This window comes from Nitrosomonas sp., assembly GCF_040240425.1.
In the GTDB taxonomy this organism is placed as follows: Bacteria; Pseudomonadota; Gammaproteobacteria; order Burkholderiales; family Nitrosomonadaceae; genus Nitrosomonas.
In genome coordinates this window covers 33,367-54,320 of record NZ_QPHG01000014.1, presented here as the reverse complement: position 1 = coordinate 54,320, position 20,954 = coordinate 33,367, and the positions used below count along the sequence as shown (strand labels likewise).

22 protein-coding genes are annotated in these 20,954 nt (G+C 47.5%); 13 read left to right on the top strand and 9 right to left on the bottom strand.

The window, feature by feature from the left end; genetic code table 11:
• The first annotated feature begins 315 nt into the window (after positions 1-315).
• The 3 genes from glyA (at position 316) to ribD (ending at position 3,272) form a co-directional block, all read left to right on the top strand.
• On the top strand, positions 316-1,563 hold the full coding sequence (gene glyA, locus DU481_RS07245; protein ID WP_350133537.1) for a serine hydroxymethyltransferase: 1,248 nt from the start codon (positions 316-318) through the stop codon (positions 1,561-1,563).
• A gap of 66 nt (positions 1,564-1,629) precedes the next feature.
• Positions 1,630-2,112, top strand: coding sequence for a transcriptional regulator NrdR (nrdR, locus tag DU481_RS07240; RefSeq protein WP_292667020.1), 483 nt, complete (start codon positions 1,630-1,632; stop codon positions 2,110-2,112).
• 68 nt (positions 2,113-2,180) lie between these two features.
• Positions 2,181-3,272 carry a bifunctional diaminohydroxyphosphoribosylaminopyrimidine deaminase/5-amino-6-(5-phosphoribosylamino)uracil reductase RibD gene (ribD, locus tag DU481_RS07235; protein ID WP_350133536.1) on the top strand — a complete coding sequence of 364 codons (1,092 nt, stop codon included), beginning with the start codon at positions 2,181-2,183 and terminating at the stop codon, positions 3,270-3,272.
• 10 nt (positions 3,273-3,282) lie between these two features.
• On the opposite strand, the gene DU481_RS07230 is transcribed toward ribD, so the two are convergent.
• Both DU481_RS07230 and DU481_RS07225 read right to left on the bottom strand, forming a co-directional pair.
• The gene (locus DU481_RS07230; RefSeq protein WP_121168238.1) at positions 3,283-3,843 is read right to left on the bottom strand and encodes a response regulator transcription factor; all 561 of its coding nucleotides are present in this window, start codon (positions 3,841-3,843) and stop codon (positions 3,283-3,285) included.
• A gap of 5 nt (positions 3,844-3,848) precedes the next feature.
• Positions 3,849-5,111: an ATP-binding protein gene (locus DU481_RS07225; RefSeq protein WP_350133535.1), complete on the bottom strand. Its 1,263-nt coding sequence runs from the start codon at positions 5,109-5,111 to the stop codon at positions 3,849-3,851.
• Between the two features lie 271 nt (positions 5,112-5,382).
• On the opposite strand from DU481_RS07225, the gene DU481_RS07220 reads away from it, so the two are divergent.
• The gene (locus DU481_RS07220; protein WP_350133534.1) at positions 5,383-5,556 is read left to right on the top strand and encodes a hypothetical protein; all 174 of its coding nucleotides are present in this window, start codon (positions 5,383-5,385) and stop codon (positions 5,554-5,556) included.
• A gap of 225 nt (positions 5,557-5,781) precedes the next feature.
• Positions 5,782-6,726 carry a 4-hydroxy-3-methylbut-2-enyl diphosphate reductase gene (gene ispH / locus DU481_RS07215; RefSeq protein WP_090314884.1) on the top strand — a complete coding sequence of 315 codons (945 nt, stop codon included), beginning with the start codon at positions 5,782-5,784 and terminating at the stop codon, positions 6,724-6,726.
• A 5-nt stretch (positions 6,727-6,731) separates the two neighbouring features.
• Here ispH and thiO read toward each other — a convergent pair whose 3' ends face one another.
• Positions 6,732-7,838, bottom strand: a complete 1,107-nt coding sequence (thiO, locus tag DU481_RS07210; protein ID WP_502889924.1) for a glycine oxidase ThiO — start codon at positions 7,836-7,838, stop codon at positions 6,732-6,734.
• A 226-nt stretch (positions 7,839-8,064) separates the two neighbouring features.
• Here thiO and DU481_RS07205 point away from each other — a divergent pair, with 226 nt between their 5' ends.
• The 6 genes from DU481_RS07205 to DU481_RS07180 are packed head-to-tail and all read left to right on the top strand — an operon-like array spanning position 8,065 to position 14,519.
• Positions 8,065-8,601: a GspH/FimT family pseudopilin gene (locus tag DU481_RS07205; RefSeq protein ID WP_350133532.1), complete on the top strand. Its 537-nt coding sequence runs from the start codon at positions 8,065-8,067 to the stop codon at positions 8,599-8,601.
• Complete coding sequence (gene pilV / locus DU481_RS07200) at positions 8,598-9,101, top strand: type IV pilus modification protein PilV (protein WP_350133531.1); 504 nt, start codon at positions 8,598-8,600, stop codon at positions 9,099-9,101. The genes DU481_RS07205 and pilV overlap by 4 nt, the downstream gene beginning before the upstream one ends.
• Complete coding sequence (locus tag DU481_RS07195) at positions 9,098-9,898, top strand: PilW family protein (protein WP_350133530.1); 801 nt, start codon at positions 9,098-9,100, stop codon at positions 9,896-9,898. The genes pilV and DU481_RS07195 overlap by 4 nt, the downstream gene beginning before the upstream one ends.
• Positions 9,895-10,467: a pilus assembly PilX family protein gene (locus tag DU481_RS07190; protein ID WP_350133529.1), complete on the top strand. Its 573-nt coding sequence runs from the start codon at positions 9,895-9,897 to the stop codon at positions 10,465-10,467. Before DU481_RS07195 ends, DU481_RS07190 begins: the two co-directional genes overlap by 4 nt.
• A 31-nt stretch (positions 10,468-10,498) precedes the next feature.
• Positions 10,499-14,005, top strand: coding sequence for a pilus assembly protein (locus DU481_RS07185; protein WP_350133528.1), 3,507 nt, complete (start codon positions 10,499-10,501; stop codon positions 14,003-14,005).
• Between the two features lie 52 nt (positions 14,006-14,057).
• Positions 14,058-14,519, top strand: coding sequence for a type IV pilin protein (locus tag DU481_RS07180; protein WP_350133527.1), 462 nt, complete (start codon positions 14,058-14,060; stop codon positions 14,517-14,519).
• 67 nt (positions 14,520-14,586) lie between these two features.
• On the opposite strand, the gene phoU is transcribed toward DU481_RS07180, so the two are convergent.
• The 4 genes from phoU to yaaA form a co-directional block, all read right to left on the bottom strand.
• A complete protein-coding gene (gene phoU / locus DU481_RS07175; RefSeq protein WP_090314902.1) occupies positions 14,587-15,294 on the bottom strand; it encodes a phosphate signaling complex protein PhoU in 708 nt (235 codons plus the stop codon).
• 67 nt (positions 15,295-15,361) lie between these two features.
• The gene (rpiA, locus tag DU481_RS07170) at positions 15,362-16,021 is read right to left on the bottom strand and encodes a ribose-5-phosphate isomerase RpiA (protein ID WP_350133526.1); all 660 of its coding nucleotides are present in this window, start codon (positions 16,019-16,021) and stop codon (positions 15,362-15,364) included.
• An 88-nt stretch (positions 16,022-16,109) separates the two neighbouring features.
• Positions 16,110-16,490 carry a nuclear transport factor 2 family protein gene (locus tag DU481_RS07165; protein ID WP_350133525.1) on the bottom strand — a complete coding sequence of 127 codons (381 nt, stop codon included), beginning with the start codon at positions 16,488-16,490 and terminating at the stop codon, positions 16,110-16,112.
• Positions 16,491-16,521: 31 nt separating this feature from the next.
• Positions 16,522-17,304: a peroxide stress protein YaaA gene (gene yaaA, locus DU481_RS07160; RefSeq protein WP_350133524.1), complete on the bottom strand. Its 783-nt coding sequence runs from the start codon at positions 17,302-17,304 to the stop codon at positions 16,522-16,524.
• Positions 17,305-17,440: 136 nt separating this feature from the next.
• On the opposite strand from yaaA, the gene DU481_RS07155 reads away from it, so the two are divergent.
• Positions 17,441-18,883, top strand: a complete 1,443-nt coding sequence (locus DU481_RS07155) for a DegQ family serine endoprotease (RefSeq protein ID WP_350133523.1) — start codon at positions 17,441-17,443, stop codon at positions 18,881-18,883.
• 82 nt (positions 18,884-18,965) lie between these two features.
• Positions 18,966-20,141: a M20 aminoacylase family protein gene (locus tag DU481_RS07150; RefSeq protein WP_350133522.1), complete on the top strand. Its 1,176-nt coding sequence runs from the start codon at positions 18,966-18,968 to the stop codon at positions 20,139-20,141.
• A 60-nt stretch (positions 20,142-20,201) separates the two neighbouring features.
• On the opposite strand, the gene DU481_RS07145 is transcribed toward DU481_RS07150, so the two are convergent.
• A complete protein-coding gene (locus DU481_RS07145) occupies positions 20,202-20,594 on the bottom strand; it encodes a PIN domain-containing protein (RefSeq protein WP_350133521.1) in 393 nt (130 codons plus the stop codon).
• Between the two features lie 5 nt (positions 20,595-20,599).
• Positions 20,600-20,794 (bottom strand): type II toxin-antitoxin system VapB family antitoxin, encoded by a 195-nt coding sequence (locus DU481_RS07140; protein WP_121166278.1) that lies wholly within the window; start codon positions 20,792-20,794, stop codon positions 20,600-20,602.
• Positions 20,795-20,954: the final 160 nt, after the last annotated feature.

Sequence of the window (20,954 nt, the reverse complement as noted above, 5' to 3'; positions counted from 1 at the left end):
AGTGATGATTGGCGTGTATTGGCTGGAAGGCGCGCTAATGTTGCATATCGAAGCAAGGGTTTTGATAGAAATTGCTGAGAAAATCTGGTTGCAAGGCAAGTTTCTGAGAGTTAAAAGCAATTTCCAGGAAAAGCCAAAGAATGATCTAAAATCATAGATGCGCACTATCGGTAATTAAGATAGATTAAACTTTGCATAAAGAATTTCCTTTCTTTTTTGTGCCGCTGCCATGAGATCAGCTATCAGCGTTTCGACAGGTAGTGGTAATATACAAATTTTCTCGGTTCCAAAAAATTTCAAAGGATTGGTATCACCATGTTTTCGCAGAAACACACAATAGAAAATGTCGACCCGGAATTATGGCAAGCGATTCAAGGGGAGATACAGCGTCAAGAAGAATATATCGAATTAATTGCTTCTGAAAATTATGCAAGTCCCGCAGTTATGCAGGCCCAAGGCTCTGTTTTAACGAATAAATATGCCGAAGGTTATCCTGCAAAACGCTATTATGGCGGCTGTATGTATGCGGACCAGGTGGAGCAATTAGCGATTGATCGCTTAAAAGCGCTGTTCGGCGCCGAATATGTCAATGTGCAACCGCACTCAGGATCTCAAGCCAATGCAGCGGTTTATCTATCCGTGCTGAAGCCTGGCGATACCCTGCTGGGCATGTCGCTCGCGCATGGAGGTCATTTAACACACGGTTCCAGCGTGAGCATGAGTGGAAAGATTTTTAATTCGATTTCATATGGTTTGCATCCGGATACCGAGCTACTGGATTATGACGAGGTTGAACGGCTGGCTCATGAGCATAAACCGAAAATGATCGTTGCGGGTGCTTCTTCATACGCTCGAGTCATTGATTGGGAGCGTTTTCGCAAAATTGCTGATGCCGCAGGCGCCTACTTGTTCGTTGATATGGCGCATTATGCCGGACTGGTTGCTGCCGGTTTTTATCCTAATCCCGTTGGCATCGCGGATTTCGTGACGAGTACCACGCATAAAACCCTGCGCGGCCCGCGTGGCGGCATTATCATGGCTAAGCCGGAACATGAGAAAGCACTGAATTCCGCTATTTTTCCGCAAACTCAAGGCGGCCCCTTGATGCATGTGATTGCTGCCAAAGCAGTGGCATTTAAGGAAGCGGCCAGCAAGGAATTCAAGGATTATCAAGAACAGGTGATCGAGAATGCGCGAGTCATGGCGAAAGTGCTGACCAATCGCGGTTTGCGCATTGTGTCCGGGCAGACTGATTGTCATATGTTTTTAGTTGATCTGCGGGCGATGAATCTGACCGGAAAACAGGCGGAAGCATCGTTGGAACATGCGCATATCACCGTTAATAAAAACGCTATCCCTAACGATCCGCAGAAACCTTTCGTGACCAGCGGTATTCGTGTCGGTTCACCGGCGATAACCACTAGAGGTTTTAAAGAACTGGAAGCGGAACAATTGGCCAATCTGATCGCCGATGTATTAGCGGCTCCGGAAGATGCAGTGGTTTTGTCGCGAGTGGCTACTGAAGCAAAAAAATTGTGCGCAAAATTTCCGGTTTATGGATAAGCCTCATCAACCTGGACGGAAGTGAATAATCCTCTGTTCAGGTTGTTATTGCTGGTTTAACTGCGTATGAAATGTCCTTTTTGTAATGCCGATGACACCAACGTCATTGATTCCAGGGTCAGCGAGGATGGTCACAAGATTCGCCGCCGCCGCCGCTGCCCTGCCTGCGATAAGCGTTTCACCACATACGAGACTGTCGAGCTCCGTTTGCCGCAAGTGGTCAAGCACGATGGCAGCCGGACGGAATTTGACCGAAACAAATTGCTTACGGGTTTTAAGCGGGCGCTGCATAAACGCCCGGTTCCTACCAGTTATGTAGACGCTGCGATTGATCGCATTGTGCAGAAGTTTTTAGCGATGGGGGAACGCGAAGTTTCCTCGCGCAGCATTGGCGAAAGTGTGATGGAAGAGCTGTATAAACTCGATGAGGTTGCCTATATCCGCTTTGCATCGGTTTATAAAAGCTTCCAAGATGTGGATGACTTTCGTGATGCAATCAAGGAAGTACAAAAACCGCATCAGCCGTCACCAACCAAGAAAGTATCCTGAATCAATAGAATGGCTCTGGACGTTCTATTGCCAGCACAGCCCATTACTCCACAGCAATAACAGTGCCGATGTTTTCTGCCGCAGATTATGCTTTCATGTCGCATGCCTTGCGCTTAGCCGAGCGGGGGTTGTATAGCACCACGCCCAATCCGCGTGTCGGTTGTGTGGTTGTGCGCGATGGGCGGATTGCGGGCAGCGGCTGGCATGAAAAAGCCGGGCAGCCGCATGCGGAAATTAATGCTTTGACTGCTGCGGGTGCTGCGGCGCGTGGTGCGACCGCCTATGTGACGTTGGAGCCTTGCAGTCATCACGGCCGAACGCCGCCTTGTGCCGATGCCTTGATTGCAGCAGGCATCACACGGGTTGTTATGGCGATGGAAGACCCCAATCCATTGGTATCCGGGCGTGGACAGGCTTTATTGCAGCAGGCTGGAGTTATCGTGCAGATGGGATTGCTGCAAGCCGAGGCGCATGCATTGAATGCCGGTTTTGTTTCTCGCATGACGCAAAAGAAGCCTTGGGTACGTCTAAAAACGGCGGCTAGCTTGGATGGTAAGACTGCATTGAATAATGGTGTCAGTCAGTGGATCACCGGTGAAGCGGCGCGACGCGATGGGCATCGGTGGCGGGCTCGTTCGTGCGCTATCATGACGGGCATTGGCACCGTCAAATACGATGATCCGCAGTTGTCCGTCCGGCATATCAAAACAGACCGTCAGCCCTGGAAAGTTGTAGTCGACAGCCATTTGGCGATACCTTTGGAGGCCCGCCTGCTGCAAGACCGGGAAGAAACATTCATTTTTACCGCCCATGTAGAGAATCTGGAAAAAAAAGCTGTACTGAGTCACATGAATGCACGAGTTATTGTTTTACCGGACGCTAAAGGCGCGGTTGATCTGCAAAAAATGATGACGGTGCTGGCTGAGTCCGGAATTAATGAAGTGCTGGTGGAAGCCGGCAGCGGGCTCAATGGCGCTCTGGTTGAAGCTGGATTAGTGGATGAGTTAATTATTTATTTTGCTCCGCACTTAATCGGTAGCGATGCGCAAGGTATGATTGCATTACCTGAACTGACCAATCTTGAACAAAAAAGAAAGCTTAAGATTCAGGATGTACGCATGATCGGTCAAGATATCCGGATAATTGCAGGGTTTCTATAAGGTTTTTTTGTTATTCACGCAGTGGCCGTTTGGCGAGCTTGCGCTGCAATGTACGGCGATGCATGTTTAAAATTCTGGCGGTGACTGAGATATTGTTGTCGTTCTCAGTCAGGATGCGTTGAATGTATTCCCATTCCAACCGGCCTACGGATAAAGGATGCGCGCTGATCGGAATATTTGCCTCCCCGACCGTGCGTTCAAAAGCCGCCATGATTTCGTTTGCATCGACCGGCTTGGCGAGATAATGCGTGGCGCCGAGCTTAATCGCTTCTACCGCAGTGGCGATGCTGGCATATCCCGTCAACATGACGATGCGGGTGCCCGGATCCAGGTTTCTCAATTTTTCAACTAAGACCAAGCCCGATTCACTGGATAATTTCAGATCGACAATTGCATATTCCGGTGTGGACGTTTCAGCCAGATTCAACGCGTCATCGATCGTGTGCGCGCAGGTGATGCTAAAGCCTCGTTTTGTGAGCGCTTTGGACAATACATCGCAAAAAACTTCATCGTCGTCGACGATCAGTAAACTCGGATATTCGCTATTATCCGTCAATGAGGGTTCAATCATGCTATTCATCCTATTAGCGGTAAAACAACCTGTGTGCAGGCTCCGCCGCCTTCGAGATTAAACAAGCGGACACTGCCGCCAAATCGTTCAATATTGGCATTAGCGAGGAACAAGCCAATGCCAAAGCCTTGCCCCGGTGCCTTGGTGGAAAAGAAAGCTTCGCCGGCACGTTGCATTACTTCCGCAGATAAACCTTTGCCGTCATCGTTAATTTCCAGTTTAAGCTCCAGGTTACTGTCCCAATGACTTTTAATTTCAATGCATTCGGACGATGCATCCGCCGCGTTGTTCAGCAGATTGAGCAGCGATTGGCTTAATAATTGATTGTCCATGATCTTGGGAGCTGGCAGATCACCTGTGCTTTGATAAGTGAACTTAACCGAGGGGCGTATCAGCTTCCATTTATCGAGAATCTGATTAAGAAAGACGTCAACGGGTAATTCGCTGCCATGTTCGGCTCTGGCTTGGCCTGCTTTCGCCAATAACTGCGTTAAAGTTTGTTTGCAGTGCGCGATCTGATCGCGAAGAATATGGATGTTATTCTGGAATTCAGCGTCCTGCGTGTATTCCTGCTGTAACTCTCCCGCTACGACGGCCATGGTCGAGAGTGGCGTGCCGAGTTCATGCGCGGCGCCGGCGGCCAATGTGCCTAGCGCGATGATTTGCTCATTGCGCAATGCATGCTCTCGAGCCTTGGCGAGATCCTGATCCCGTTCGCGAATGGAGGAACTCATTTTTACGACGAACCATGCAATGATAACGGTACTTAACACAAAAGCTAGCCACATCCCCGATACATGCAACGCAAATTCAATCAGATGCTTGTTGTGATCGTGCGGTAACGGTACGTAATTGAACAGCAACAAGGTATAGCAGGCGATTGTAATGATCGCCATGGTCCAGGTGTAACGCCACGGCAGTGTGGCGGCGGCTATCGTCATGGGTAACAAAAAGAATGAGATAAACGGATTTGTTGAGCCGCCGCTGAAATACAGCAATGTGCTGAGTGCCATAACATCGATCAGCAGTTGTAAAAAAAATTCCAGATGAGATACCGGCCAATTGCGATGCAAGCGGATCCATGTCAGTAGATTTAGCAAGGCGAGCAATGTGACCACGGCGATCATTTGCGTCCAGGGAATGACGATATCGATGGTCCAATACACTAAAGCAAAGGTTAGGCACTGTGCGGCAATGGCGATGTTTCGTAGCAGAAACAAACGTTGCAAATTTTTACTGAGGGGCGATTGACTGAGATCACTGAACATTTAGGATGGTGCAGCTTTAATTGCCTAGGAAACTTATAACATTAGCTTAAATTACTCTGTATGGCTATGCGACAAATTGTCTCAGGTATAATTCGATAAAATTAAAATAGCAAATCAGCGGTGCATCATGCTGTACTGCAAACGGCATTGTGAAAGGTATGACGGTACGAACATTTGCCGGAATCGTGGTAAGAGGCGGTTTTTTCGGTTAGAATCGTGGGCTGGTTTTATGGTGGACCGGGAGCTGGCGTTATCTTATTGAAATTATTTTATGATTCTAATCCTTGTTCCCAATACCCGGCCTGATAGCGCGGAATATAAACAGTTGATGGCACACCTGGCCAAATTCCTGGGAATATCGACACGTATTCATACTGAAGCAGGTGTCGAACAAACGCTGACAGAAATCTACCTGATTGGTAATAAACAAAGTGTTGTCCGCTGAGGAAGTCAGTAGTCTGCTTTGTGTTGACAGGATGGTCAGGATTTTCGAGGGAAATCGTGTTTTTGGGCGGCACAAAAGCACAAAGTATCGTACAGGTGCCCTATGGTTGCTGATTGATGGTTAGCAATCAAGCAGCGTAAAAAATAATAGTGCCAAATTTTAATGCCTGATGTTTTTATCAGAGAATGAGTATAGGCAAGCTATCCATTGTTGGAGGATAAATAGATGATCAAAGTACTACTTTCAAACCCGAGGGGTTTTTGTGCCGGTGTTGACCGAGCGATAGAAATTGTGGAGCGCGCATTAACGATGCACGGAGCACCCATTTATGTGCGGCATGAAGTCGTTCACAATCGTTTCGTGGTCGAAAACCTCGAGAAGAAAGGTGCCGTATTTGTTGAAAATCTGGATGAAGTGCCGCAAGACAGCATTCTGATTTTCAGTGCGCACGGGGTATCGCACGCGGTACGGCGAGAAGCGGCGGATCGGAAACTGAAGGTATTTGACGCAACTTGCCCGCTGGTCACCAAAGTGCATGTGGAAGTAGCCAAAATGCGCAAAGAGGGCAAGGAAATTATCATGATCGGCCATCAAGGGCATCCGGAAGTTGAAGGTACGATGGGGCAGATTGACGGCGACGATAAAGGGATGTATCTGGTAGAAACCGAAGCGGATGTTGATACTTTAAAGGTTAAGGACGAAACGAATTTGGCGTATGTAACGCAGACGACACTGTCGGTCGATGATGCTGCACGCATTGTGGATGCCTTAAAAAAACGATTTCCAATGATCACCGGGCCTAAAAAAGACGATATTTGCTATGCCACCCAGAACCGTCAGGATGCCGTTAAGAAAATGGTAAATCAATGCGATCTGGTCATCGTGGTCGGTTCTCCCAATAGTTCAAATTCTAACCGGTTATGTGAAGTCGCGCGGAATGCCAATGTAGAGTCGTATATGGTGGATCGTGCCGAGCAATTACAAGAAGCCTGGTTTGTCGGGAAGAAAATTATCGGTATTACGGCCGGAGCTTCTGCGCCGGAGATTTTGGTACAACAAGTGATTTCTCGGCTTAAGCAAATCGGAGCCGAACAAATCGGTGAAGATGTGACGATCGAAGAATTGAGTGGCGTGGTGGAATCGGTGGTGTTTCCATTGCCGAAGGCTTAGTAACGTTAATTAATACCCCATCCGCTTTGGTATGGCGTGGTATCAAGTGGTTGTGCTGAGCCTGTCAATTGATTTGCAAGGATTTCCGCACTGGCAGGGGCCATCGTGACACCATAGCGGAAGTGGCCGCTATTAATCAGAAGATTGCGAATGACCGGATGTCTTCCAATGATGGGAATATTCTCTAACGAAGCCGGACGTAATCCTGACCAGTGTTGCTTGATGGGCATTTTCTCAAGTGACGGCAGAATGGCCTGAGCCTGCTCAAGCAGGGAATCGCGCGCGGCTATTGTCGTTTGCTTGTCAAATCCAACATCCTCCAAGGTGCTGCCAATGAGCAAATGACCATCGCGGCGAGGGATAAGATACAAGTCATTCTGCACGATAATGGCTGGTATAGGAGGCGTATCAAATTTAAATAGTAGCATTTGCCCCTTTACCGGTTTGATATCCAATTTGAGTGCATGAGTTCCCAAGATTTCTTTACTCCAAGCACCTGCGCACATAATATAGTTATCTGCTGTAAATTCTCCACACAATGTAGCAACGGATTGTATGTGCTGGTCTGTTATTTTTAGATGATTGACCGCGCAGTTCTCAATGATATTCCCACCCAATAGTTCAACTCGGCTTCGCAACGCACGTAAAAGTCTTGGGTTACGGACTTGAGCAACATCCGGCAGGAATAAAGCACAATTCTGAGCTTTCTTTATCTGATCAGTGGTAACGGTATGGGTTGAATGAATATCACAAGCCGTACGCTGCTCTAGTTTGATTCCTCTTATGGAACACCACCGTCGTGCAATTTCTTCATCATAGGGCGGCAAAATCAACATACCGGATATTTCGTACTCCGGGTCAATTCCAGAAGTTTCACGCAATACGGAAACCCAATCTGGAAACTGCAACGCACTGTAGCTGGTAAGACTTGTAACCGCATCGGAATAGCTCCAAGGAAAAAGTGGCGACAAAATACCGCCACCTGCCCAGGATGATTCTTGACCGGCTTTGTTGCGCTCAAGAATCGTAACTTTGGCGCCTTGAACTAAAAGGCGTTCTGCCGTTGCAAGCCCTATGATTCCCGCGCCGATGACGATGACATCTTGTTTCATAATGGCTTGAGGGTTTGTTTTTGCTGAAAAGTAGCAGTCTTGGTAAGGCAAATTCTATTCCCTGCCGATAGTTGGAAAATGCTTTGCACTGAATTCATAGGCTGTGATGGATACTGGATTGTGCTAGAAAAGCTAAAGTTTGTCTAAATTATGGCCGCTAAAATCTAGCCGGTAGATAGCACTGAGTGAGTCTACAGAGATAAAAGAAAAAGTATGGAATATGCAAATGGGAAAGATAAAGTTAGCTAACCGGTTGTACCAAGATGGTTTTACTTTGACTGAGCTGCTGGTCACCTTAAGTGTGGCCAGTATTCTGTTAACCGTTGCCGTACCTAACTATCGCACCTTTGTACAAAACAATCTGCAGTCGACACAGAGCAATAATTTTTACTCCACGCTGGCTTTGGCAAAAAGTGAAGCTATTCGGCGCAGTAGCCCTGTCACGGTTTGCCCTAGCACAAACGGTACAAGCTGCACTGGAGGGGTGATCTGGTCGAATGGCTGGTTGGTTTTTGCTGATACTAATAGCAATGGCGTAGTTGAAGCTGGTGATGAGATTTTGCAGGTTGGGGTAGCTTTTTCGGGCGGAAATACCTTTTCGGGAACCAGGACACGAGTCACTTTCACAGCCAATGGCTTCTCAATGGCATCCAACGATACTTTTACCTTGTGTGACAACCGGGGAGCAGCATATTCCAAAGCTATTATTCTAAATAATCAAGGACGTTTTCGTACTGAGACTGGCACTGGAACATGTGGATGAATAGAGAATCCTTAATGCAACGACAAATTCAAGCTAACGGTTTTAGTTTGATAGAAGTGCTCATTACGATTCTGATTGTGTCTTTTGGGTTATTGAGTATGGCGGCATTGGTTATGTCAGGTGCGCGAGGAAACAATGTCGCATACTACCGTTCGATAGCCAGTAAACAAACAGAGGATATCGCCGATCGCATGCGTGCCAACATAGCCGGTGTAACTGCCGGTGCATATGATGCGCTCACAGCAACTATTCCAAGCAGTCTGGATTGCGTCACAAATACCTGTAGTTCAACACAAATGGCAACTTATGATCACGCTCAATGGAATACGGCAAATGCCAGGTTGCTGCCAGGCGGAGCTGGAGCTGTGAATGGAAGTTTAACCGCAGGGTATACAGTTATCTTGATGTGGACAGAGAAAGAAATGAACGGCGACCCAGATCGTAATTGTCCTGGGGGCGAGGTCAATACTCGATGTTTTGTTACGAGGTTTGCTCCATGATAATTATTTCAACAATCCAGCAAGATAATTTCAAAATTGAACGACGGAATACAGTGCCGAATGTTCAGCATGGCTTTACTCTGGTTGAGCTGATGATCGGAATGACAATCGGCTTGGTATTACTGCTCGTTATTGGTAGCGTTTTTGTCAGTAGCCGCCAAGTGTTTCGTGAACAGGAGGATAACGCCCGTGTACAGGAGAGCGGGCGTTTTGCATTGGAGATTATTGGCCGCAGTATCAAACAAGCTGGGCATGTGGAAATGCCATTTTCTGGACTCAAAGTTGAATTCACAGGTACCGCCATTAGCGGCACCAATGGCGGTACTGGTGTGGCTGATACTCTGACTGTTCAATATGAAGGCACAACCGGAGATAGTGATTGCGAAGGAAAAGGAGTTACTGTAACGGGAAGGATTATTCAGAATTATTTTAATATTGATGCTGCCAATGCTGAATTACAGTGTGATGGTCAGATTTCCGATACCCCAACGGTGCCAGGAGCGGCACCGTTGGGTAAAGTACTGCTAAGTGATGTAGAAGATTTACAAGTTCTCTATGGTGTGGATACCAATGGTGATCAATCCGTCGACCGGTATGTGGAGTCACCTCTGGATTGGGAACAAGTGGTTACTGCTCGCGTGTGTGTTTTGGTTCGTTCTGAAAAAACAAATGTAGTGTCTGCGGGAAATTACCTGAATTGCAGTGGAACATCAATCGCAATTCCAGCCGACAGACGGCTAAGAAGAGCTTTTACAGCAACCTTTAATTTACGAAATCGTATTAATGGTACGCCATGAATATAAATTCATATCTTCATCAGCGGCAGAGTGGGGCTGTATTTGTGACGGGCTTAATTTTTTTGCTGGTTTTGTCTCTGCTGGGTATAACAGCCGCAAAGATGGCAACGATAGAAGAACGAATGTCTGCCAACATACGGGATCGTATGCTCGCAACGCAAGCTGCTGAAATGGCTTTGCGTTATGCCGAACAGCACATTCGTGATAATGATCCATCCACGAACTCACCTAAATCAATTGAAGGGATGAGTGAATTTGATACGAACTGCACCGATGGATTTTGTTATTACGGCTCGGGTGTGGATGCGCCGGCTGTGTCGTCATGGACCACGTATTGCACTCCTGCTTGCCCTATCAGCTACGTTACGGGCAATATTTTTAGAGTTAACGGTGTTGCATATACAGCACCTAATTTGCCTGCTGGGGTGCCAGCGCCGACTTATTTGGTTGAAGGAATTCAGAAGACCCCGCCAGGTAATTTTCTAAGATATTACTACCGCATCACCGTTCGAGCTCAAGGAGCCAAGCAAGGCACTGTAGTGTGGTTACAAGAGGTTTTTAGGCCATAGGTTTACGAGAAACTGTCAGGGATATCAGATCATGAAGAGAATATTTATTGCAGTGAAAAGTGTGATTGGCTTCTTGTTGGCTATCTTGACGGGTAGTGTCCTGGCGCTACCTCCCCTTTCAAATACCCCTCTTTTTCTAGGCGGCAACATTTCTCCCAATGTTATGTTCACACTTGACGATTCCGGATCTATGCATTTCGAGATCATGCCGGAAGATTTGATTCTTCAAGATGTGCGTTATATGTTTCCTCGTGCTTCAGGGGTTTATGGCGCAGCAGATTACAGCAGCTATGTCGTCGATTTTGACCCAACGAACAAATATACCGCTTCATTACGTTCCAGTTATGTCAACAAAATATATTATGACCCAACAGTAAGATATTTGCCTTGGAGTAACTCTGACGGGTCGTTGATGAGTAATGCCACTCCTACCTGCGCTTACCATAATCCGTTCAATACTGCAGCAGGCTGCCGTAATCTTACGGCCAACAATACACAAACTGCTCGTTGGCTTAAAGATGATGGAACTCGCTCATCCAGTTTGTCAAAGACATTCTACCCTGCGGTATATTACAAATATAACAGTGGTAGTATCAATAATGTCAGCAGTTATACAGAAGTCGAAATAAAATCCTCCACTGCGACTTATACCGGCGGGCCGAATCGTCTAGATTGTGCTGCTGCACCTACTTGCACTTATGCTGAGGAAATACAGAATTTTGCCAATTGGTATACGTACTATCGTTCTCGCATTTTATTGGCTCGCGCGGGCATAGGCCGGGCATTTGCTGCACAAGGTAACACTATGCGTGTTGGATTTGCAGCCATCAATAAAAGCTCTACAACGGTCGATGGCGTGGCAACAACGGTGGTGAAAAGTGGTGTGAGACAATTTACCGGCACTGACAGGACGAATTTCTTTACCAACCTTTATGATCATGATATTCCTGCATTGGGTACGCCGTTGCGGGAAGCGGTGTTAGCAGTGGGTGAATATTTCAAGAGAACTGATGATAAAGGTCCATGGGGTGAGACACCGGGTACTACCGGAGGCACACAACACGTTTGCCGTCAAAATTATAATATATTGATGACGGATGGCTATTGGACTGAAGGTTCTGTGTCGGGTCTAGACAATTCTGATAATTTGTCTGGTTCGGCCATCACAAATCATTCTTCGCCAGCAACTCCAGCAACTTATACATATGCTCCGGCGCTTCCTTATTCGGATGCATATAGCGACACACTCGCGGATGCAGCGATGCAGTACTGGAAAAATGATTTGCGTACGGATTTATCCAATAAGGTACCTGTCAATCCCCATGACCCGGCATTTTGGCAGCACTTGGTGACTTTCACCGTCGGTTTGGGGGTAACAGGTACACTAAGCGCATTACCTTCCGGAGCGCAAACTTGGCCTGATCCAACAACGGGTGATGCAGTAAAAATAGATGATTTGTGGCATGCGGCTGTAAATGGAAGGGGGGAATTTTTTAGTGCTGCTGATCCTACAGCATTTACCAATGCGTTAACTAGCGCACTTAAAACGATCGTGGCACGGACCGGCTCAGCATCTGCAGTGGCAGCCAATTCAAACTCATTGACGACAAATGGGCGTGTCTATCAAGCAAAATTCAACAGCGGTGATTGGAGTGGGCAATTATTGTCAATTCCAATTAGTTCTTCTGGCGTATTGGGTACTCCTGAATGGAATGCGGGGGATGTATCGCTTGCATCAAGAACGATTACTCCAACTTCTCGAGTTATTATTACAAAGGGCAGTAGTGACGGGGTTTCATTTGAATATAGTAATCTCACTACGGCACAGAAAACTGCACTCAACAAAAATGCTTCCGGTACTACCGATAATTGCGGTCCCGAAAGAGTGTCATTTTTGAGAGGAGATTCGGCACGTGAAAGCGCAAGTGGGACATTCACATGCGCTAGCTCCACATCTGTCAATAATTTTCGGGTTCGTCCTACCAGTAAGCTGGGTGATATTGTCAACTCCGGTCCGCTCTATGTAGGAAAACCTATCGCGGGTTATTCCGATGTGGATCATCCCGGTTATGCTACATTCAGAAATAGTTATAAGGATCGGACTCCAATGATATACGTTGGCGCCAATGACGGGATGCTGCACGGATTTAATGCTTGCATTGCTGGGGTGACGGCAGGATGTGCAGCTGGTGATTCGGGTAAAGAGCTGTTAGTTTATGTTCCAAGTACGGTTTATGACAATTTAAGTCGATTGACAGACAAGGATTATGTTGCTAACCACCGCTATTTCGTGGATGGATCTCCAATGACGGGGGATGTTTATTCGAGTGCAACTTCAAGCTGGAGAAGTATACTTGTTGGTGGGTTGAATGGCGGCGGTCAAGGCTACTATGCCTTGGATATTACTAATCCAGCGGATGCATCGAAAGCAGCGCCAACTTTTACTGCTGCGAATGCTGCAAATTTACTGTTGTGGGAGTTTACCAATGCTGATGATAGCGATATGGGGTATAGCCACAATCTGCCGCAAGTTAACTCATTCACCGGTCAAGCGACGCAAATTGTAAAGATGGAGAACAATCAATGGGCTGTGATAATTGGTAATGGTTATAACAGCGCAGGTGGTAAGGCGGTTCTTTATATCCTATTTATTTCTGGGGGTGAAGATGGCACCTGGACAGTTGGCACGGATTACATTAAGTTGATCGCCGATGCAGGTACGGGAAATGGTCTTTCGACACCAACACCATTTGATACCAATGGTAATGGCAAGGCCGATGTGATATACGCGGGTGATATCAAAGGAAATTTGTGGAAATTCGATGTGAGCTCTGCTACACCTTCGAGCTGGAATGTGGCTATTAGTCGAACACCTTTATTTGTATCCGGTACGTCAAAACCTATAATTTCTCCGCCTTCTGTGAGTTTCCATCCTAAAGGTGGTCAGCTTGTTTTATTTGGAACGGGGAAATACCTGGAAACAGCTGATACAACAAATACAAGTGCGCAGACTATCTATGGGGTATGGGATAATAATACAGCAGTAACGGTAACGTCGGATGCGCTTGTTCAGCAAGTGAAAACAGATGGAGCAGTTAGAATCGTGACACAAAATGCGGTGTCCTACTCAACCACAGTTAAGGGCTGGTATGTAAATCTGCCCGTTAGTGGTGAAAGACTTACAGGTGTGCCTAGTTTGGAAGATGGGATTTTTGTATTCACGAGTATCGTGCCATCCGCATCACCTTGTGATTTCGGAGGTAGAGGATTCGTAAATGCAGTTGATTTCTTGACTGGCGGGATGCTTTCTTCGCCTGCGTTTGATACCAATAGAAATAGAGTTCTTGCGCTGGACGATGGTTTGTCTGCAGGCATAGAAATTGGATTTTCTGTAGGTGGTGTCACACGTATCAGAGGTCATGCGGATGATGATAGGCTGGTGTATTCAAAAGCTGATGGCACGATAGATCAGACAACAACGGCAAAAGGTGCTGCCGGATTACGCGGCCGAGTTACGTGGCGAGAGCTAATGCATTGATACTAAATCAATGAATATGATAAAAATTAGATTCTAGGAGATTAAAAAGATTATGGATTCAACACCCCGTTTATTTAGAGTGATGGGTTTTACTTTGATTGAGCTCATGATTACAGTCGCAATTCTGGGTATTCTTGCTTCAATTGCTGTGCCGTCTTATCAGAACTATGTGAGGCAATCTAACCGGGCTGTTGCAAAATCACTGCTTTATGAAAACGCTCAATTCATGGAGCGATTTTATTCTCAGAATAATCAGTATGATGCAACAGTGGGGGCGGATGGTATAGCAAATGCTGGTGGAGATGATGTGGCTGTTACTTTACCTATTACGCAATCGCCGAGAAATGGCACACCGCAGTATAATATCTCGCTTCAAGCGGTGGCAAACAATACTTTCATGCTTCAAGCAGTTCCGGTAGGTTCTATGGCAGGCGATGTATGTGGCACACTTACTTTGAGTAATACTGGAGCTCAAGGTGCAGGCGGGGCTGTTGCAGACTGTTGGAATCGATAATTCACATTCCGCTAACCTAGTGAGAAAGCCATTATAAATAGTCTGTTAAAGAAAATGAGGCGGCAGCTTATTCCCTGATTTCCTGTTCGATCTGGTCGGCTGTTACGTGACGAACATCTTTACCTTTGACCATATAAACAACGTATTCAGACATATTTTTTGCATGATCGCCAATGCGCTCGATGGCTTTGGCGACAAATACTATCTCCAGGCAAGTTGAAATTTTCCTGGGATCTTCCATCATAAAAGTAATCAATTGACGCAAGATGGAGCGGAATTCTTCATCGACGAATTCATCCTGCCGCACGATTTGCGCAGCGGCATTCAAATCCAAGCGGGCGAAAGAATCAAGCGCCTTGTGCAGCATATCCATGGCAATACTGGCAACATGCTTAACTTCATTAAAACGCGGAATGTGCATACGATCCGTTGAGTAAATCAATTTTGCCATCCGGGCGATTTTTGCAGCCTCGTCGCCGATGCGCTCCAAATCCGTAATAGTCTTGATTACCATCATGATCATGCGCAAATCGCTTGCAGTCGGTTGTCTGCGCGCAATAATCTGATTGCAGATTTCATCAATCGAAACTTCCATTGCGTTGACACGGTGATCACGGGTAATCACCAGATCAATCAGCTCTTCATTGCCACTGGTCAGCGCATCGATCGCATTTTCGATTTGTTCTTCAACAAAGCCCCCCATTTGCAAAACGCGCGTGCGCACTTCTTCAAGGTCAGCGTCGAACTGCTTGGAAATATGTTCTTTAGTTGCCATGGTCTGCCTTTTGAAGATTTGAAGTATGTGATGCTTTACGGTCTTAATTATCCATGCTTAATACTAATCAGACAGTAATGGTGCGTACACCTTTATCTGTTCCCAATAATAACGTATCTGCCGGACGCCGGGCAAAAAGGCCGTTGGTTACAACACCGGTAATCTGATTGAGCGTTACTTCCAATTCCACCGGATTCATAATTTGCAAACCATGCACATCCAGGATGACATTGCCATTATCCGTGACGAAACCTTGACGTAAGGCCGGATGCCCGCCAAGGTGCACAATCTCACGCGCCACATAGCTGCGTGCCATTGGTATGACTTCAACGGGCAGCGGGAAGTTGCCAAGAATATTCACTAATTTGCTTTGATCGGTAATACAGATAAATTTCCGGGCAACCGCCGCGACAATTTTCTCCCTCGTCAACGCACCGCCGCCGCCTTTGATCATATGTAAATGTTCGGTGATCTCATCCGCGCCATCGACATACACGGGAAGATCGATAACATTATTCAGATCCAGTACTTCGATACCATGCCCTTTGAGGCGTTGTGCCGTTACATCTGAACTGGCAACTGCGCCTTCGATCTTATTTTTAATTTTGGCTAATTCATCAATAAAGTAATTAGCAGTGGAGCCTGTGCCTACCCCAACAATACAACCCACGGGAATATGCTGAATTGCAGCTGCTGCAACCGCTCGTTTTTGTTCGTCTTGTGTCATTTATGGCCCTATCCAGACAAAAATTGATATAGCCCGTCAGGATATCGTTATCTGCGAATTTAGACAATGCTTCTAACGATCCGTGTTATCAATCAGGCTCGGGAAAATCGCCGGGTTTGTAGACGGCAATATGCCTGATCAATCCTTCCGGTGTGAAGTATATGCGTTCCAATCCTTGCCGTTTTACCTGCTCTCCGGAAGAAGCCTCCATACCGGTCATTGTAAACGCGAATTCCACGCCATTATTTTCAATGCCGCGATATCCGGTAGCTTCCCAATGGGCATCAGGAAAGCGATCAAAGAAGCTGACCATCATGGCATGAATGGCCGAGCTGCCTTTGTATTCACCGAAGTAAGCAGAATAATAAGTGGCATCGGCAGCAAATAGGCGCTCGATCTGCACCAGGTCGTGATTGTTGGATAAAGTGACGTAGTTTCTTGCCAGTTCGATGGATTGCCCGGTGTTCATTGATTCTGCTCACATAAATACTTGCTGAAAGTCATGCTGTTTGTGATTCCGCGCGGGTAAAGATCCATTCATCTTTGCTACTATCTTCTTGACTGAAGCGGTAACCCGCCACATCGAAGTTTTTAATGGCCTCGGGGTTTGTGAGTTTGTTTTGGATAATGTAGCGGCTCATCATGCCGCGGGCTTTCTTGGCGAAGAAGCTGATTATTTTGTAAACACCGTTTTTCTGATCCTTGAAAACCGGAGTGATAATCCGTGCGTTGAGTTTGCCGGGCTGGACGGATTGGAAATATTCATTGGAAGCGAGATTGATGAGGATGTCATCTTTTTGTTTGGCCAGATCCTGGTTGAGCGCTTGGGTGATTTTATCGTCCCAGAATTCGTACAAATTATTGCCGCGCGGATTCTTGAACTGAGTGCCCATTTCTAGCCGGTAAGGCTGCATCAGGTCCAGCGGACGCAACACGCCGTACAGTCCCGACAAAATACGCAAATGATCCTGCGCGAACGCCAGTTCGTTTCCGGTCATCGTGTCGGCATCCAAGCCGGTATAGACATCGCCTTTGAACGCGAGGATCGCTTGCTTGGCGTTTCTCAGCGTAAACGGGCGATTCCAAGCGAAGTAGCGGTTGGAGTTCAGCGTGGCCAATTTAGAGCTGATCGACATCATCGCACCGATTTGGCTGGGCTCCAGTTTTCTCAGTTCATCGATCAGCATCGCCGAATCGTCGAGAAAATCCGGTTGTGTATGCGCTTGCGTCAAGGGGGGTGTTTCAAAATCCAGTGTTTTCGCCGGTGAAATAACAATAATCATGTGTTTTCATCCTGAAATAAAAAATACTATCAGATTTAATCACAGCACGAAGGTTACTTGTAATTTGTATCCTCAACCCCAAACTATTGCTGGTCTAATCTATCAAATATTTTTTTGCTGATCGGAGGAGCAAATCATGCTTGGATATCGTAATTTTATTTTGCTATTGACGCTGGCGCTGCTGATGCCGGTTGATTTATTGGCGCAGCAGGGCAATGGCGTAGAAAGTCTGCGCCAAACCAGCAAGGCATTTGCGGAAGTGGCGCGCAAGGTTTCACCATCGGTGGTGTTGATTCAGGTTGAACGGGAAACCGAGGTGGCGCAAATATCGCCGTTTGGCGATGATCTGTTTAAGCGTTTTTTTGGTGACCGCTTTCCGGATATGCCGCGTTTCAACGCACCGGGAGGCAAGCAGCAGGGAAGACAGCGTGCTGTGGTCGGACAAGGTTCCGGCTTCGTTTTTGCCGCCAATAATAACAAAACCTACATTTTGACTAATAATCATGTGATCGAAGGGAACGACAAAATCAGTGTCAAGTTTCTCGATGGCCGTGAGTTTGAAGCAAAAATCAAAGGCACCGACCCCAAGTCCGATATCGCCGTGATCGAAATCGAAGCCAGCGATCTGCCCGTTGTGCAAATCGGCGATTATTCCCAGCTGGAAGTGGGTGAATGGGTGGTTGCCATCGGCAATCCCTTCGGGCTGAGTCATACGCTGACGGTTGGTGTGGTCAGCGCGAAAGGCAGGACTTCCCTGGGTATTAACGATTACGAAGATTTCATTCAAACCGACGCTGCGATCAATCCCGGCAACTCCGGCGGGCCGCTGGTCAATCTGGACGGTGAGGTGATCGGTATGAATACCGCGATTTTCAGCCGCAGCGGCGGTTACATGGGCATCGGTTTCGCCATTCCGATCAACCTGGCCGCGCGTATCGCCAATCAATTGATCGAGAAAGGTGAAGTGGAACGCGGCTATCTCGGCATTATGATCCAGCCGCTGACGGCCGATCTGGCCAGATCCTTCGATTTGAAGAACGACAAGGGCATTTTGATTGCGCAAGTGACAAAGAATTCGCCCGCTGACAAAGCAGGACTCAAAGCCGGCGATGTGATCGTGAACTATCAGGGACGGCCGATGAGCGATACCGGTGACTTCCGCAATCAAGTCGCATTGGCGCAACCGGGCAGTAAAGTGGAATTCGATATCATTCGCGACGGCAAGCAACGCAACATTTCGGTCAAAGTCGACAAACTTAGCGATCACAAACAGGCCGCGCAAGAATCATCGCAAGCCAGCGAGAAATTGGGCATCGTGGTACAAACGATTACCGCCGATCTAGCCAAACAACTGGGTATCAAAGCCGGGAAAGGCGTGATCGTGATCGAAGTGGCGCCGGGATCGGTCGCTACGATGGCGGGTATCGGCCGCGGCAGCGTAATCCTCGAAGTCAATCGTAAAGCCGTCAATACCGCTGCCGAGTTCGATCAGGCGATAAAAAACAGCGTTAATAATAAAGTGCTGTTATTGGTGCGGGATGATGAGGTGTCGCGCTATGTGGTGCTGAGCTGGCGTTGATCCGCGTAAGTTACCGTAAGTTCTTTGGCCGGTGCATGTATGCTATGGCCAAAGAATGACTACAAATCTCTCTTAATTAACTATGAACATTGCCCCGGAAATTCAAGCATTACAGGCCGAAATGCAACGTTGGCGCAGATACATTCACCAACACCCGGAAACGGCGTTTGAAGAAGCCGCAACGGCCCAATTGATTGCCGATCTTCTGCAACAAGCCGGGATCGAAGTGCATCAAGGGCTGGCGAAAACCGGCATCGTCGGCGTACTGCGCCGTGGCAACAGCCGTAACAGCATTGCGCTGCGCGCCGATATGGATGCGCTTTATATCCAGGAACAAAACCGCTTCGATCATGCGTCATGTCACAATGGCAAGATGCACGCCTGCGGCCACGACGGGCACTGTGCCATGCTGCTCGGTGCCGCTCATTACCTGGCCAAGCATGGCCGCTTCGACGGCACGGTATATTTCATTTTCCAACCGGCGGAAGAATGCCGTGCCGGGGCTTTGCAAATGATCGACGAAGGCTTGTTCGAGCAATTCCCGGCGCAGCGGGTGTTCGGCATGCATAACTTCCCGGATGTGCCCGCTGGTCATTTCGCCGTCAAAACCGGTCCGATGATGGCGTCGTTCGACTGCTTTGAAATCAACTTAAAAGGCCAAGCCACCCACGCCGCCATGCCGCATCTCGGTAATGATGTGCTGGTCGCAGCGGCGCACTTGGTCACGCAATTGCAGACCATCGTCAGCCGCCGGATCGATCCCGCCGATTCCGCGGTGGTCAGCGTTACGCAAATACACGGCGGCAATACCTGGAATGCGCTACCGGATGCCGCTGTCATTCGCGGTACCTTCCGCAGCTTCAAGAATGCCGTGCGCGATCAACTCGAACAAGGCATCCGTCAACTGGCGCAAAGCGTCGCGCAGGGTTTTGGGATTCACGCCGACATCCTGTTCAACCCCGAAAACCCCGGTTATCCGGTGACCATCAACAGCCCGGAAGAAACCACCAGCGCCATCCGCGCCGCCATCGCCGTTGCCGGTGAGCAATGCGTCAACACGACACCAACCCCCAGCATGGGCGCCGAAGACTTCGCCTTCATGCTGCAACAAAAACCCGGTTGCTACATCTGGATCGGCAACGGCAGCTCGCAAGGTAATTGCCTGCTGCACAATCCGAACTACGATTTTAACGATGAGATTTTGCCGCTCGGCGCGGCGTATTGGGTCAAGCTGGTAGAGAATGAGCTGCCGGAGTAGGGTAGAAGGTCAATACGGTGTTGGTTGAAAATCCTTCGTGTGACTGAAAACCAGAAAGAGTTATGGCGATAGATTTTGCATTCGATAGAGTTTAATGCCAAGGATTTGGCTCAGCATCAGGAAGTGCTTGTCGAGTGAAAATACTTCGCAGGAATTTTCTGCTGCATTTTGTGCAATGATGAGATCGGGAGTGCCGATGCCGTTTGATCCCGATTTTAAGCACAACCATTGCGATTCGATAATATCGTCCCAATCAATTTTCAACGGGATTCGTTTAATTTCGCTCAATAGTTGGATTACTTTTACTTGGTGCTTCAGTTTCAAGAAAGGAATCAATTCGGCCAGAATCAAATCATTGGTTACGATAATGTCTAGATCGATTAGAACATCCAATTCGGCTGATTGATGACCGGATCGAAAATAATCGATCCAAACCGAGGTATCGACCAGCACCAACATTACCGGCGTGCGCGAATGTTATCGAGATCGATATCCAGCTCGATCTTCCCTTTGAATTGCTTCAACTCGGCAATTTTTGCTTTCCGCACCAATTCCTCCAAGGCCAGCACAATCACCGCTGTTTTGGTTTCAGCTTGAGTGACGCGCATTGCTTCGCTCAACAACTGCTCAGGTAAATCTAATGTGGTTCTCATGATGTTTTCTCCTGCAATGCATAAGAGTGTAGGGAATTATGCATATCGGATCAAGACTGATTATTTGATTTGACTGTTTGTGAAGAGTGAGAATCATCAGCTGATTGATGCGCCTTCTTGCAGTCGGCACATCCTACCGGGCTATCGAGAATGCACGGCA